Source organism: Xanthobacter sp. 126 (assembly GCF_000526175.1).
GTDB lineage: Bacteria > Pseudomonadota > Alphaproteobacteria > Rhizobiales > Xanthobacteraceae > Xanthobacter > Xanthobacter aminoxidans.
Genome location: NZ_JAFO01000001.1, coordinates 4,975,047 through 4,988,251, shown reverse-complemented (window position 1 = coordinate 4,988,251; position 13,205 = coordinate 4,975,047). Strand labels below are relative to the sequence as shown.

General features: G+C 68.6%; 14 protein-coding genes. 10 read left to right on the top strand and 4 right to left on the bottom strand.

The genetic code is table 11. From position 1 onward, the window contains the following. The first annotated feature begins 33 nt into the window (after positions 1-33). Genes XAN126_RS0123540 through lpdA form a run of 7 tightly spaced genes read left to right on the top strand, consistent with a single transcriptional unit; the run spans position 34 to position 4,511 of the window. The gene (locus tag XAN126_RS0123540; RefSeq protein ID WP_024281006.1) at positions 34-360 is read left to right on the top strand and encodes a YciI family protein; all 327 of its coding nucleotides are present in this window, start codon (positions 34-36) and stop codon (positions 358-360) included. Between the two features lie 27 nt (positions 361-387). Then, complete coding sequence (gene odhB / locus XAN126_RS0123535; RefSeq protein ID WP_024281005.1) at positions 388-1,608, top strand: 2-oxoglutarate dehydrogenase complex dihydrolipoyllysine-residue succinyltransferase; 1,221 nt, start codon at positions 388-390, stop codon at positions 1,606-1,608. A gap of 13 nt (positions 1,609-1,621) precedes the next feature. Further along, a complete protein-coding gene (locus XAN126_RS0123530) occupies positions 1,622-1,876 on the top strand; it encodes a hypothetical protein (protein ID WP_024281004.1) in 255 nt (84 codons plus the stop codon). A 2-nt stretch (positions 1,877-1,878) separates the two neighbouring features. Beyond that, positions 1,879-2,130, top strand: coding sequence for a DUF4160 domain-containing protein (locus tag XAN126_RS0123525; RefSeq protein ID WP_024281003.1), 252 nt, complete (start codon positions 1,879-1,881; stop codon positions 2,128-2,130). After that, a complete protein-coding gene (locus XAN126_RS26650; RefSeq protein WP_024281002.1) occupies positions 2,127-2,411 on the top strand; it encodes a DUF2442 domain-containing protein in 285 nt (94 codons plus the stop codon). Before XAN126_RS0123525 ends, XAN126_RS26650 begins: the two co-directional genes overlap by 4 nt. A gap of 20 nt (positions 2,412-2,431) precedes the next feature. Beyond that, positions 2,432-3,073, top strand: a complete 642-nt coding sequence (locus XAN126_RS0123515; RefSeq protein ID WP_024281001.1) for a LysE family translocator — start codon at positions 2,432-2,434, stop codon at positions 3,071-3,073. Between the two features lie 34 nt (positions 3,074-3,107). Beyond that, entirely contained in the window at positions 3,108-4,511 is a 1,404-nt protein-coding gene (gene lpdA, locus XAN126_RS0123510; protein WP_024281000.1) for a dihydrolipoyl dehydrogenase, read from the top strand. A 170-nt stretch (positions 4,512-4,681) separates the two neighbouring features. Here lpdA and XAN126_RS28530 read toward each other — a convergent pair whose 3' ends face one another. The 3 genes from XAN126_RS28530 to XAN126_RS0123495 all read right to left on the bottom strand — a co-directional run bounded on the left by XAN126_RS28530 (position 4,682) and on the right by XAN126_RS0123495 (position 8,346). Then, positions 4,682-4,819, bottom strand: a complete 138-nt coding sequence (locus tag XAN126_RS28530; protein WP_155982391.1) for a hypothetical protein — start codon at positions 4,817-4,819, stop codon at positions 4,682-4,684. Positions 4,820-5,055: 236 nt separating this feature from the next. Beyond that, positions 5,056-5,595 (bottom strand): CAP domain-containing protein, encoded by a 540-nt coding sequence (locus XAN126_RS0123500; RefSeq protein WP_024280999.1) that lies wholly within the window; start codon positions 5,593-5,595, stop codon positions 5,056-5,058. 123 nt (positions 5,596-5,718) lie between these two features. Then, entirely contained in the window at positions 5,719-8,346 is a 2,628-nt protein-coding gene (locus XAN126_RS0123495) for a DUF3772 domain-containing protein (RefSeq protein WP_024280998.1), read from the bottom strand. A 162-nt stretch (positions 8,347-8,508) separates the two neighbouring features. On the opposite strand from XAN126_RS0123495, the gene dapE reads away from it, so the two are divergent. After that, entirely contained in the window at positions 8,509-9,690 is a 1,182-nt protein-coding gene (gene dapE / locus XAN126_RS0123490; RefSeq protein ID WP_038225370.1) for a succinyl-diaminopimelate desuccinylase, read from the top strand. 9 nt (positions 9,691-9,699) lie between these two features. Next, a complete protein-coding gene (locus tag XAN126_RS0123485; protein WP_024280996.1) occupies positions 9,700-10,470 on the top strand; it encodes an alpha/beta hydrolase in 771 nt (256 codons plus the stop codon). Positions 10,471-10,639: 169 nt separating this feature from the next. Here XAN126_RS0123485 and XAN126_RS0123480 read toward each other — a convergent pair whose 3' ends face one another. Next, complete coding sequence (locus XAN126_RS0123480) at positions 10,640-11,965, bottom strand: lytic murein transglycosylase (protein WP_024280995.1); 1,326 nt, start codon at positions 11,963-11,965, stop codon at positions 10,640-10,642. A gap of 296 nt (positions 11,966-12,261) precedes the next feature. Between XAN126_RS0123480 and galU the strand changes: the two genes are divergently transcribed. After that, complete coding sequence (galU, locus tag XAN126_RS0123475; protein ID WP_024280994.1) at positions 12,262-13,161, top strand: UTP--glucose-1-phosphate uridylyltransferase GalU; 900 nt, start codon at positions 12,262-12,264, stop codon at positions 13,159-13,161. The last annotated feature ends 44 nt before the right edge of the window (positions 13,162-13,205 follow it).

The window sequence follows — 13,205 nt, the reverse complement described above, 5'->3', positions numbered from 1 at the left end:
CACCCGAAGAACCGCCCCGAAAGAGGACGCGCCGTGCCGCACTTCCTGCTCCGCCTTTCCCCGCCGCGCCCGAGCTTTCCCTCGGACGCGAGCGCGGCCGAGATGGATGCCATGGGTGCGCACTTCGCCTTCTGGCAGGCCGAGGCGGAGGCCGGCACGGCCCTCGCCGTCGGTCCGGTGGCGGACCCGGCGGGCATCTGGGGGATGGCCGTCATCGAAGTACCCGACGAGGCTGCCGCGACCGGCCTCTCGCTTCGGGATCCCGTCATCAAGGCGGACCTGGGCTTCACCTATGCGGTGATGCCCATTCTGTCGCTCATCGAGCGCCGGGCGCCACGCCCGGCCCAAGCCGAAGTCTGAGGGAGGCCCCCTCAAGGGGCGAACACAATGACCGAGATCCGCGTGCCCACCCTGGGCGAGTCCGTTACCGAGGCGACCATCGGCAAGTGGTTCAAGAAGCCCGGCGATGCCGTCAAGGCCGATGAGCCGCTGGTTGAGCTCGAGACCGACAAGGTGACCGTCGAGGTGCCGGCTCCGGCCTCCGGCGTCCTCTCCGAGATCGTCGCCAAGGACGGCGAGACCGTCGGCGTCGGTGCGCTGCTCGGCAATATCGGTGCCGGCTCGGGCGCCGAGGCGGCGCCTGCTGCCCCCGCCGCTCCCGCTCCGGCCGCTGCGCCCGCTCCGGCGCCGGCCGCCGCTCCCGCCGCCGCTGTTGCGGCCGGCAGCAACGGCCCGGCCGTTGGGCGCATCGCCGCTGAGACCGGCGTGAACCCGGCCGACGTCTCCGGCTCCGGCAAGGACGGCCGCGTCACCAAGGGTGACATGCTGGCCGCCATCGCTTCGGGCGTTTCGGCGGCTCCCGCCGCCGCCCCTGTGGCGGTGCGCGCCCCCTCGGCGCCCACCGACGCCGCCCGCGAGGAGCGGGTGAAGATGACCAAGCTGCGCCAGACCATCGCGCGCCGCCTGAAGGATGCCCAGAACACCGCCGCCATGCTCACCACGTTCAACGACGTGGACATGACCGCGGTGATGAGCCTGCGCAGCCAGTTCAAGGATGCCTTCGAGAAGAAGCACGGCACCAAGCTCGGCTTCATGGGCTTCTTCACCAAGGCGGTGATCGCGGCGCTGAAGGACATCCCGGCGGTGAACGCCGAGATCGACGGCCAGGATCTCGTCTACAAGAACTACTACAACATCGGTATCGCGGTGGGCACCGAGAAGGGCCTCGTGGTTCCGGTGGTGCGCGACGCGGACCTGCTCTCCGTCGCCGAGATCGAGAAGGCCATCGCCGGCTACGGCCGCAAGGCGCGTGACGGGAAGCTCGGCATCGACGAGATGCAGGGCGGCACCTTCACCATCACCAACGGCGGCATTTACGGCTCGCTGATGTCCACCCCCATCCTCAACGCGCCGCAGTCGGGCATCCTCGGCATGCACCGCATCGAGGAGCGCCCGGTGGTGATCAAGGGGCAGATCGTGATCCGCCCGATGATGTACCTCGCCCTCTCCTACGACCACCGCATCGTCGACGGCCGCGAGGCCGTGACCTTCCTCGTGCGCGTGAAGGAGACCCTGGAAGACCCGGCGCGCCTCGTGCTGGATCTGTGAGACTGTGAAGGGGATGGCTAGGCACCGGAAGCGTCTGGCCATCCTTCTTCTCGCCTATGCGGGAGCCGTCTGCGCGGCCTTCAGCGGCTGGTTCGGGGGACGGGCGTTCGAGATCGTCATGGCCAGTCCGGGCCTGATGATGAGCGAGAGCTTCCCCGAGCAAGTCTGGGCGCTCGCTTTCTTCGCTGGCGCGGTGGTCTTGGGACTGGTCTTTCTGGGGGTGGTCGAGCGCCTCGTTCCGGCTGATCCTCCACCTGAACGGAAGTGAGAATGCCGACCGTCGCCATCGTGGAGGGCGTGACCATCCAGTTCTTCTTCAGCGATCATCCGCCGCCGCATTTCCACGCCCGGTTCGCCGAGCATCAGGCCTTGATCGCGCTGAACAGCTGGGATGTCTTGGAAGGATCGCTGCCCGCCCCCAAATTGAGGGCGGTTCTGGACTGGGCGAAGGCCCATGAAGACGAATTGGTCACCTGCTGGAAGAAGGCCGTCGTGCGCCAGTCGCCGGGGAAGATCGCATGAAGCTCGGAAACACCATCGTCTCGGTCGAGGTGCCCCGCTTTCCGCTGGTGCGGCTGACCTATGCGGACGGTTTTTCCGCCACCCTCGACTTTTCTGAGAAGTTCGCCTGGGGCGAGGCGACCCGCCCCCTTTCCGATCCGGCCTTCTTCGCCACCGCCCATGTGGGCTCCGGCGGATCGAGCCTTGAATGGATCTGCCCAGACGGCGAGGAGATCGACTTCTGCGCCGACGCCCTGCGGTTCGAGGCGGAAGCGCTTGCCGACCGTCCCGCGGCTGAATGATAGGCTCGGAACCGGCCATGCTGAGCCATCTTCCCGAATATCTCACACTCATGGCGGTGTTCGCCGTCGCGGCGGTCGCGCCGGGGCCGGACTTCGCCATGGTGGTGCGCCAGAGCGTGGTGTTCGGCCGGCGCGCCGGCCTCGTCACCAGCCTCGGTATCGGGTCCGCGATCCTTCTCCACGCCAGCTACACATTGGCCGGCCTCGGCTTCCTCGTCGCCCACTCCCTGGTTGCCTTCTCGGTGCTGAAGTGGGCGGGCTGCGCCTATCTCGTCTATGTGGGCGTGAAGACCTGGGCCGCGCCTGCGCCGGCCATGGACGGCGAGGCCGCGCCTGTGGCGGCCGGTGTCATGTCCGACAGGCGCGCCTTCGCCCTCGGGTTTCTCACCAATGCGCTGAACCCTAAGGCGATGCTGTTCTTCCTGTCCCTGTTCTCGACGCTGGTGAGCCCCGAGACGCCCGTGGTGGTGCAGGGCTTCTATGGGCTGTCCATGGGCGTGCTGCTGGTGTGCTGGTTCGCCCTCGTCACCCTCTTCTTCACCGGCCGGACGGTGCGCGACGGGCTCGTCCGCTTCGGCCGCTGGTTCAATCGCGTCACCGGCGCACTCCTGATCTGCCTCGGTATCCGCCTCGCCTTGCAAAGGGCCGTTGCCGCGCCTTGACGCGCTCCGGCCCCTTACCTTGAAGGAACTCCGCATGTCCTACGATCTCACCATCATCGGCACCGGCCCCGGCGGCTATGTGTGTGCCATTCGCGCGGCCCAGCTCGGCCTCAAGGTCGCGGTGGTGGAGAAGCGCGGCACCCATGGCGGCACCTGCCTGAACGTGGGCTGCATCCCCTCCAAGGCGCTGCTCTATGCCTCCGAGCTGTTCGAGGAAGCCGGCCACAAGTTCGGCGAGATGGGCATCGGCGTCCCGGCTCCCAAGCTCGATCTGCCCGCCATGCTGGCCTTCAAGGACCGCGGCGTGGACGGCAATGTGAAGGGCGTCGAGTTCCTGCTGAAGAAGAACAAGGTCGACGTCTACATGGGCGCCGGCAAGATCCTCGGCCCCGGCAAGGTGGAAGTCACCCTCAATGCCGACGGCAAGGTCGAGGTGCTGGAGACGAAGAACATCGTCATCGCCACCGGTTCGGACGTGGCCCCGCTGCCCGGCGTAACCATCGACGAGGAGCGCATCGTCTCCTCCACCGGTGCGCTGAAGCTGCCCAAGGTGCCCGGCAAGCTCATCGTGGTGGGCGCGGGCGTCATCGGCCTGGAACTGGGCTCGGTGTGGCGCCGCCTCGGCGCGCAGGTCACCGTGGTGGAATTCCTCGACCGCATCCTGCCCGGCATGGATTCGGACGTGGCCAAGTCCTTCCAGCGCATCCTCGACAAGCAGGGCTTCACCTTCAAGCTCGGCACCAAGGTCACCGGCGTGGACACCAAGGGCAAGACGCTCAAGGTCTCGGTGGAGCCCGCCGCGGGCGGCGCCGCCGAGGTGCTGGAGGCGGACGTGGTGCTGGTCGCCATCGGCCGCATCCCCTACACTGCCGGCCTCGGGCTGGAGGAGGCGGGCGTCGCCAAGGATGCACGCGGCCGCGTGGTCACCGACCACCACTTCGCCACCAACGTGCCCGGCATCTATGCCATCGGCGACGTGATCGTCGGCCCCATGCTCGCCCACAAGGCCGAGGACGAGGGCGTGGCGCTGGCGGAGCAACTGGCCGGCAAGGCGGGCCACGTGAACTATGACGTGATCCCCGGCGTGGTCTACACCTTCCCGGAGGTCGCTTCCGTCGGCAAGACCGAGGACGATCTGAAGGCGGCAGGCGTCGCCTACAAGGTCGGCAAGTTCCCCTTCACCGCCAACGGCCGCACCAAGGTGAACAACACCACGGACGGCTTCGTGAAGATCATCGCCGACGCCGCCACCGACAAGGTGCTTGGCGCCCACATCATCGGCCCCGAGGCCGGCGAGATGATCCACGAATGTGCGGTGCTGATGGAGTTCGGCGGCTCGTCGGAAGACCTCGCCCGCACCTGCCACGCCCACCCCACCCGCTCCGAAGCGGTGAAGGAGGCGGCTATGGCCGTGGAGAAGCGCGCCATCCATATGTGAAGGCGTGGCGGGTTTCAGCCCGCGCGGTGTTTGAGCGTGGCCAAAGCGTACCAATGGCCGGCGGGCATCCCGCCGGCCGTTTGCGTTCCGCGCATAAAAAAGCCCCGGCCCGAGGGCCGGGGAACGGAGGTTCCGTCCGGGAGAAAGCCGAGGCGCCAGGTGCGCCGAAATCAGCCGCCCTTCTGGGTCACCGGATTGCTGGCGGTGGTGGTGGTGTCGCCGATGGAGGCGTTGGTCATGCCCGGGCACGCGAGCGCCGGGCCGGCGAGGACGCTCAAGGCGCACACGACGAAAGCGATCCGCTTCATCTTCCTCTCCTGCCTGTCACGTATCAACGCGCTGATTAGGCCAGAGAAAGGCACGTCGGGAAAGCCCTCCGCCCGTACCGCACGATCACGAACATGCGCAGCTTGGCTGTCACGCCATCGGCCTCGGCCTTCGACCGAGGCCGTGCGGGCCACGCTCAGGCGCCGCGCGGGCTTGACCGAAGGCTCATGAGGCAAGCGCGCGGGCGTTCAGGGCAACAGCCCCCGGCGCGGGCGCCTCAGCGCGAGGCGTCGTCTGGCTGGGCGAGGATGAGCGCCCAATAGACCTTGTATTTGGAATGGGGGGCGTTGGCCGTGGCGATGCCCATGCGGGTCACGCCCGGCTCCAGCATGTTCTTGTTGTGCGAGGGAGAGTCGCGCCAGCCGGAGAAGGCCTCGGCCAGGGTGTGGTAGCCGGCGCCCACATTCTCCACCGCCCGCTTCGCGTCGTAGCCGGAGGCCTTGATGCGGGTGATGAAATTGCGCCCGCCCACCTCGTGGGAGAGGTTGTCCGCCTTGGCCATGGCATTGGCCTGGTCCTGCGCGAGGCGGCTCAGCGTGTCGTCGATGGTCACTGCCGGCAGGCCGCGCGCGGTGCGGTAATCGGAGAGGAGCGAGGCCGCGGCGGCGGCGTCCACCGGCTTACCGGTCTTGGCGAGGTTGATGTAGAAGGCCGGCTGGGTGTCGATCTGCTCGGTGGTGGCGCAGCCGGCGAGGACGGCGAGAAGCGCAAGGCCGGCACCGGCGAGGAGGGAGCGGCGGAGGATCTGTTCGCGCATGTCTCGGCTTCCGGCTGGCCTTTTCGGGCGGGCTTTCGGGGGGCGGGCCCCCGGCATTCCCCCTGTCTTGTGCGCCGGGAGGGTTGAGGAAGCGTTAGCGCGCCCGGCCCTCCCGGCACCGGCCTATTGCAGCGGATCGGGCGGCGCCGGCGGCGGGGGCACCATGTCGCGGGGCGCGCGGGCCAGCGCCGCCCAGGGCTGAGCCACCATGCCCACATGCGCCTTGCGGAAGCGCGAGAGCACCTGGAAGTGCAGGTCGCTCTTCACGGTCAGCGCATAGTCCACGTTGGCCACCACGCAGCGCAGCTCGAAGACGATGCCCGCGTCGGCGAACTTCATCAGGAACACGCGCGGCGGCGGCGTCTGGAGCACCTGCGGATGGTCGCAGGCGCAGCCGACCAGAATGTCACGCACCTCCTCCGCATCGCTGTCGTAGGAGACGGTGACGGCGACGATGATCCGGCCGGTGGTGTTGGAGTGCGTCCAGTTTTTCACCATGCCGGTGATGAGGTCGGCGTTGGGCACGATCACCGTGGCGCGCTCGAAGGTCTCGATCTCGGTGGCGCGCACCGAGATGCGGCGCACATAGCCCTCCTCGCCCTTCACGTTGATGGTGTCGCCCACCCGGATCGGCCGCTCGGCGAGCAGGATCAGGCCGGAGACGAAGTTCGACACGATGGACTGCAGGCCGAAACCGATACCGACCGAGAGGGCACCGGCGACCAGCGCGATGTTCTCGAGGTTCAGCCCCAATTGGCCCATGGCCACCATGACGGCGACGATGGTGCCCACATAGCCGACGATGGTGGCGATGGAGGATTGCAGCGAGGGCTCAAGCCCGGTGCGGGGCAGGAGCGCGCTCGACACCCATTTCTGCAGTCCGCGCGCCGCCGCGAGGCTGACGAGCAGCAGCAGCACGGCATAGACCACGCTCCACAGCGTGATGGTGGCGTTGCCGATGCGCACGCCGAAGGACACGCGCTCCACCGTCTCCATCATGTCGGCGGTGGAGGTGCCCCAGCTGCCGACGATGAGGAAAGCGGCGATCACGAACAGCTGCAGCTTGAGCAGGCCCGACGCCAGGACGCCGATCAGCTCCACCCGCTCCGGCTTCAGGCCCAGCATGCTGGAGATCATCCGCGCGCGATGAGTCTCGGCCGAAAGCCCCTCGCCGAAGAAGGCGTCGATGAGGGCATAGAGCAGATAGAGCACGCCGAGTACGGCGGCGGCGATGACCATGCGCGCGGCGACGAAGGCGGCGAAGCTGATGTAGCCGGCCACCAGCGCGCCGATGAGGGCGAACACCGCCACCCACACGAACAGGCGGATGTAGCGCGGCGGTGCCGGTGCCGGGCCGGTGGCTGCGATGGCGGCGGCGTCGGTGGTCGCCGAGTCCTTCGTCGTATCCGCATCGGCCTCCGCACGGGCGGCGCCGACGAGGAAGCGGGAGATGAAGCCGGCGATGAGCAGCGACATGATCGCGCTCGTCACCACCGTCAGTCCCACGGGCGCGAACAGCACCCGGTGGAAAGCGTTTAGTGCGGCGGCGATGGCCAGCGTCCACACGGTGAAGGAGAAATAGCGGTAGGCGAGGGCGGCAGCGCCGTCCGAGAGGGTCGGCAGACGGCGCCACGGCTCGCTGGGCGCCAGGAAGGCGCGGCCCACCGCATTGCCGATGGCCTTGATGAAGATGGCGATGAGGATGCCCTGCACCAGCTCGTCGGCACGGGGCGGGATGATCTCGAAGGCGCCGATGAAGGCGACCGCGGCCATGGCAGCGGCTGGCGCAACGGTGGCGTTGAGGAACAGCACCTTCATCGCCTCGCGCGCCGAGCGCAGGCGGGTGAAGCTCTCGCCGGGCTCCGGCGGCGGGGTCCGCAGGCGCTTGCGCAGCAGCCGCCCGCCGGCGACCACAGCCACCAGGATGCCGAGCCCGCCCAGAAGGATTCCCATCACTGCCAGCGGCGACAGGCGCCGCACCGAATAGGCGCGCCAGTCGTTCCCGAAGTAGCGCAGGGCGCGGAACTCGGAATTCAGCGCGTTGAAGGCGTTGGTCCACAGGTCCGGGTCGATGACGGAATCCACCCGCTCGAACAATTGACCCGTGAACAAAGCGCGGCGGCGCGAGCTGATGCGGTCGGAAATCTGGTCGCCGCGCAGCACCAAAGCGCGGTTCTGCTTCAGGACGGCGCCGAGTTCGGCGGAGATCTTGGTGAGCCGCTCGCGGTCGGCGGCGACGGTCGGCTCTTCGGTGGCGCCCTCGGCGGGCTTGGGGCCGAGGCCGCTGAGCCGGCTCTCCGCATCGGCGACGCGGGGGGCGATCTGGTCGGAAACGGCGGCAAGGTCCTTGCGGGCCGGATCGAGGCGCTGGCGGAGTTCGTCGAGGTCGCCGGGGCGCAGGCCCTCCACCGCGAGGGCGGCGTCGATGGAATCGAGGGCGGAGCGGGCCGCCTCCATCTTCTCGCGGGCGGCGACGATGGTCGGGTCCGGCGGCACCGGCGCGGGCTTCGGTGCCGGTTGCGTCGGCGTTGCATCGCCTGCGGCGGGCGCGGGGGTGCCGGGTGCGGCGGGGGGCGAGGCGGCGGCATTGGGCGTGGCCGCCGCAGGCGCAGCCTGTCCGTGGCCCTGCTGCTGCCCTTGCTGCTGCCCCTGCGCCGGCGGGCTGGCGGCCTGCTGGGCGCCGGCCTGGGCCAGGGGGAAAACCGACAGGGCGAGCGCGACCAGAAAGGCCGCGGACGTCTTCACCTTCATATTGAACCTCCGCGGCGGCGTTCCTGTCGCCCGAAGGCGGCAGCCTCGTGGCGGATGGGGGATAAAGGCGTAAAGGTCGCCCCAAACCGCGACAAAAGCGCTGGAAAGACCCGCACCTTTGCCGCTATCTCGTCATCCCCCGGTAGCGATGAGGCTTTCCTGATGACCGCCGATGCTTCCGTCAAGCCCGAGCTGCGGGCAAACGTCCCCGATGCGCTGACGCTGGCGGCCGAACTGATCCGGGCGCCGTCCGTCACCCCCGATTCGGGCGGCGCGCTGGAAATCGTCGCCCGCCGTCTGGAGGCCTTCGGATACCGTGTGGAGCGCCTGACCTTCGACAGCGGGGGCGTTCCCATTCCCAACATCTACGCCCGCATCGGCACCGGCTCGCCCAACCTCTGCTTCGCCGGCCATGTGGACGTGGTGCCCGAGGGCGATCCCGCCCATTGGCTGCACGGGCCGTTCGCCGGCACGGTGGAGGACGGCAAGCTCTTCGGCCGCGGCGCGGTGGACATGAAGGGGGCGGTGGCCGCCTTCCTCGCCGCCGCGCTCAGCCATGGCCGGCCGGAGACCGGCAGCCTCTCCTTCCTCATCACCGGCGACGAGGAAGGCCCGGCCCTCGACGGCACGGTGAAGGTGGTGGAGTGGCTGAAGGAGAAGGGCGAGGTCATCGACCACTGCGTCCTCGGCGAGCCCACCAACCCTGAGGCCATGGGCGATGCCTTCAAGGTGGGCCGGCGCGGCAGCCTCTCCGGTATCCTGACCGTGAAGGGCGTGCAGGGGCATGTCGCCTATCCGCACCTCGCCGACAATCCCATCCCGCGCCTCCTGAAGCTGGTGGGCGAGCTGACGTCGGCGCCCCTCGACCACGGCTCGGACTTCTTCCCGCCCTCCAATCTGGAGGTGGTCTCCATCGATGTGGGCAATCCGGTGTTCAACCTGATCCCGGCCGAGGCGACCGCGCGCTTCAACGTGCGCTTCAACGATCATTATTCGCTGGAGACGCTGAAGTCCGAGATCATCCGCCGGGTGGACGGCGCCGGCCTCACCTATGATCTCGCCTTCCAGCCCGGCGCCAGCGAGAGCTTCCTCACCGCGCCCGGACCCTTCGTGGAGCTGGTGGCGGACGCGGTGGAGGCGGAGACGGGGCGGCGGCCGGAGGCCTCCACGTCCGGCGGCACCTCGGATGCGCGCTTCATCAAGGACATCTGCCCGGTGGTGGAGTTCGGCCTCGTCGGCCAGACCATGCACAAGGTGGACGAGGCGACGCCCGTCGCCGACCTCGAGGTGCTGACGCGCATCTATTCCCGCATCATCGCGCGCTATTTCGCCACCTTCGCCTGAGCTGACGCCATGACCGACACCATCCCCGGCGAAACCGCCTCGACCCTCGACGTGGACGGCCGCGCCATCGCCATCCGCGCCATCCCCGGCGCGGCGCCCGGGCTGTTCTGGCTCGGCGGCTTCAAGTCCGACATGACCGGCACCAAGGCCGAGCACCTCGCCCGCTGGGCGCAGGCGCGGGGGCAGGCCAACGTGCGGTTCGACTATTCCGGCCATGGCGCATCGGGTGGGGCGTTCGAGGAGAGCACCGTCTCGCGCTGGCTCAATGAGGCGCTGGCGGTGTTCGACCACGCCACCTCCGGCGAACAGGTGGTCATCGGCTCGTCCATGGGCGGCTGGATCGCGCTGCTGCTCGCCCGCGCCCTCGCGGCGCGGGGGGAGAAGCGGCTGAAGGGGCTGGTGCTGGTGGCGCCGGCGCCGGACTTCACCGAGGCCCTCATGTGGGACAAGTTCCCGCCCCCGGTGCGCGAGCTGATCGAGACCTCCGGCCGCTTCCTCAAGCCGACGCTCTATGGCGAGGACCCCTATGTCATCACCCGCGAGCTGATCGAGGACGGGCGCCGCCACCTGCTGCTCGGCGCGCCGTTCGCGGTCGGCTGCCCGGTGCGCATCCTGCAGGGCGCGCGCGACGAGGACGTGCCGTGGGAACACGCCATGCGCCTCGTGAGCTACCTCGCCGAGGACGACGTGGTGTTCTCCCTCATCAAGGACGGCGACCATCGCCTGTCCCGCCCGGAGGATCTGGAGCGGCTGACGGAGGCGGTGGACGGGCTGGTCTGAGAGGGGCGTCGCAGCGTCCCCACCCGTCGCCTCCGGCTTGACCGGAGGGCCCATCCCGCCGCCTTAGCAGACGTTGGGGCTTCGGGACGAACGGCACCATGGGTCCTCCGGTCAAGCCGGAGGACGACGGCGGGTTGGGAGGGGGCGCGGTAAAGCCGGCGCCCCGCCTTCACCGGCGCATCTGCTGGAGCAGGACGAGGTCGGGATAGCCGTCCGGCAGCAGGCCGGCGCGGGTCTGATAGTCCTGGATGGCGACGCGGCTCTTCTGGCCGAGGATGCCGTCCAAATTGCCGATGTCGTAGCCCATCTGGGCGAGGCGGCCCTGGATTTCCTGCCGCTCGGCCTTGGAGAGGCCGCGCTCCTCCTTCGGCCAGGACTGGACGAAGGCGCCGCCGCCGCGCAGCCGGTCGGCGAGATGGCCGATGGCGAGGGCGTAGGCGTCGGCCGGATTGTACTTCAGGATGGCGTCGAAATTCCGCATCATCAGGAAGGCGGGGCCGTTGGCGCCGCCCGGCAGCAGCAGATAGGCGGTATCGGTGGGGCGCGGGAAGGCGACGCCGTTGGCCCGGCGCACGCCGAGGGCGTTCCATTCCCCCAGCGTCTTCTTGTTGCTGCGGCTGGCGAGGCGGTAGTCGAAGCCCTGCGGCAACGCCACCTCATAGCCCCACGCCTTGCCGAACTCCCAGCCGTCCAGCTTCAGATTGTTGGCGGTGGAGGCGATGATGTCGGGGATGGAATCCACCACGTTGCGCTTGCCGTCGCCGTCGAAGTCGACCGCGAAGCGCTGGAACGAGGTGGGCATGAACTGGGTGGGGCCGAACGCGCCCGCCCACGACCCCTTCAGATGGTCGTAGGGCACGTCGCCCTTCTCCAGGATCTGCAGGGTGGCGATGAACTCATCGCGGAAATAGTCCTGCCGCCGGCCGATGCAGGCGAGGGTGGCGGTGGATTCCAGCACGTTGCGCCGGCCGATGCCGTCCGGGTCGCCATAGGTGGATTCGATGCCCCAGATGGCGGTCACGGCGTAGCGGTCGACGCCATAGGCCTTTTCCGCCCGGTCGAAGATGGGCTTGTAGCGCTCCAGAATCTCGCGGCCCTTCTTCACGCGCGTCTCGGTGACGAGCATGTTCACATAGGCGCCGATGGGCTTGGAGAATTCCGGCTGGCTGTCGAGATAGTCCATGATCTTCATCTGCGGTTGCAGCGAAGCGGTGTACGTCTCGAAGGTGCGGCGGGAGACGCCCTTGGACTGGGCCAGCGGCCACAGATTGGCGATGCACTGGGGGAAGTTCGCCTCGGCCTGGGCGATGGCCTGCGGCGTCATCAGCGGATGGCCGGCGCCGGCCGGCGGGGTCTGCTGGGCCGGCGGGAAGCCGAAGATGGAGCCGGTCGTCTGGGCCTGTCCGGCGGCGGGGCTGACGAGACCGGCAAACAGCGCGAGCGTCACGGCCACGCCGCTTCCGAAGGTGGTCCTTTCGCGCGTCGTCGATGCCATCTTGAAAACCTTCCGTTTCCGGCCTGCCGCGAGGGCACCGGGATGATCGTCTGAGGCTCCTACTGGGCGGCAATATGGTTGCGTCGCGGTTAATGGATGGCAAGTTTCAACGGCTGGTATGCTGTTGGGGCGGCATTAACCGAAGTTGGGGAACACCGCCGAGATCTCTGCCGTTGCCACTCGGCTGCCATAGGGGCAGGAAAGGTTTCCAGGCGGCGGCGTGCCGCGCAGGGCGCCGTCCGCGCCGAGCTGTGCTAGACGACGGGCGTGGGTATTCAGGAGGGGCATTACTCAAGATGCGTAGACCCATTCGCAAGGCGATCCTACCCGTCGCGGGCCTCGGCACGCGCTTCCTGCCGGCGACCAAGGCGGTGCCGAAGGAGATGCTGACGGTGGTGGACCGGCCCGTCGTGCAGCACGTGGTGGACGAAGCCCGCGCCGCCGGCATCGAGCACATCGTCTTCGTCACCGGCCGCAACAAGGCGGTGATCGAGGACCATTTCGACCGCCAGTTCGAGCTGGAGCGCACGCTTCAGGAGCGCGGCAAGGTCAAGGAGCTGGAGCAGCTCGACCGCGACACGCCCAAGGCCGGCACCACCTCCTTCACCCGCCAGCAACTGCCCCTGGGCCTCGGCCATGCGGTGTGGTGCGCGCGCGACATCATCGGCGACGAGCCGTTCGCGCTGCTCCTGCCGGACATGCTGCACATGCCCAAGGCCGGCAATGGCAACGGCCACGGCTGCCTCGGCTCCATGGTCGAGGCCTACAACGAGACCGGGGGCAACGTGGTGGCGGTGTACGAGGTGCCTGACGACCAGACCCACCAGTACGGCATCGTCGGCACCGGCGCCGATGCGGCGAAGGGCGCCAAGGCCATCACCCAGATGGTCGAGAAGCCCAAGGCCGGCACCGCGCCGAGCAACCTCGCCATCTCCGGCCGCTATATCCTCCAGCCCGGCATCTTCGACCTGCTCGCCAAGCAGGAGCGCGGCGCCGGCAACGAGATCCAGCTCACCGATTCCATGCTGAAGCTGAAGGAAACCGAGCCGTTCTACGCGGTGCGGTTCGACGGCTCGGTCTATGACTGCGGCTCGAAGATCGGCTTCCTCATGGCCAACGTCGCCTATGCGCTGTCCCGCCCGGACATCGAGGGCGAGTTCCGCACGGAGCTGAAGGCCATCCTGGGCGGGAATTAAGGGGGGTCCTCACCGCCTTCCCCTCACCGCCGTCGCCCTCCGGC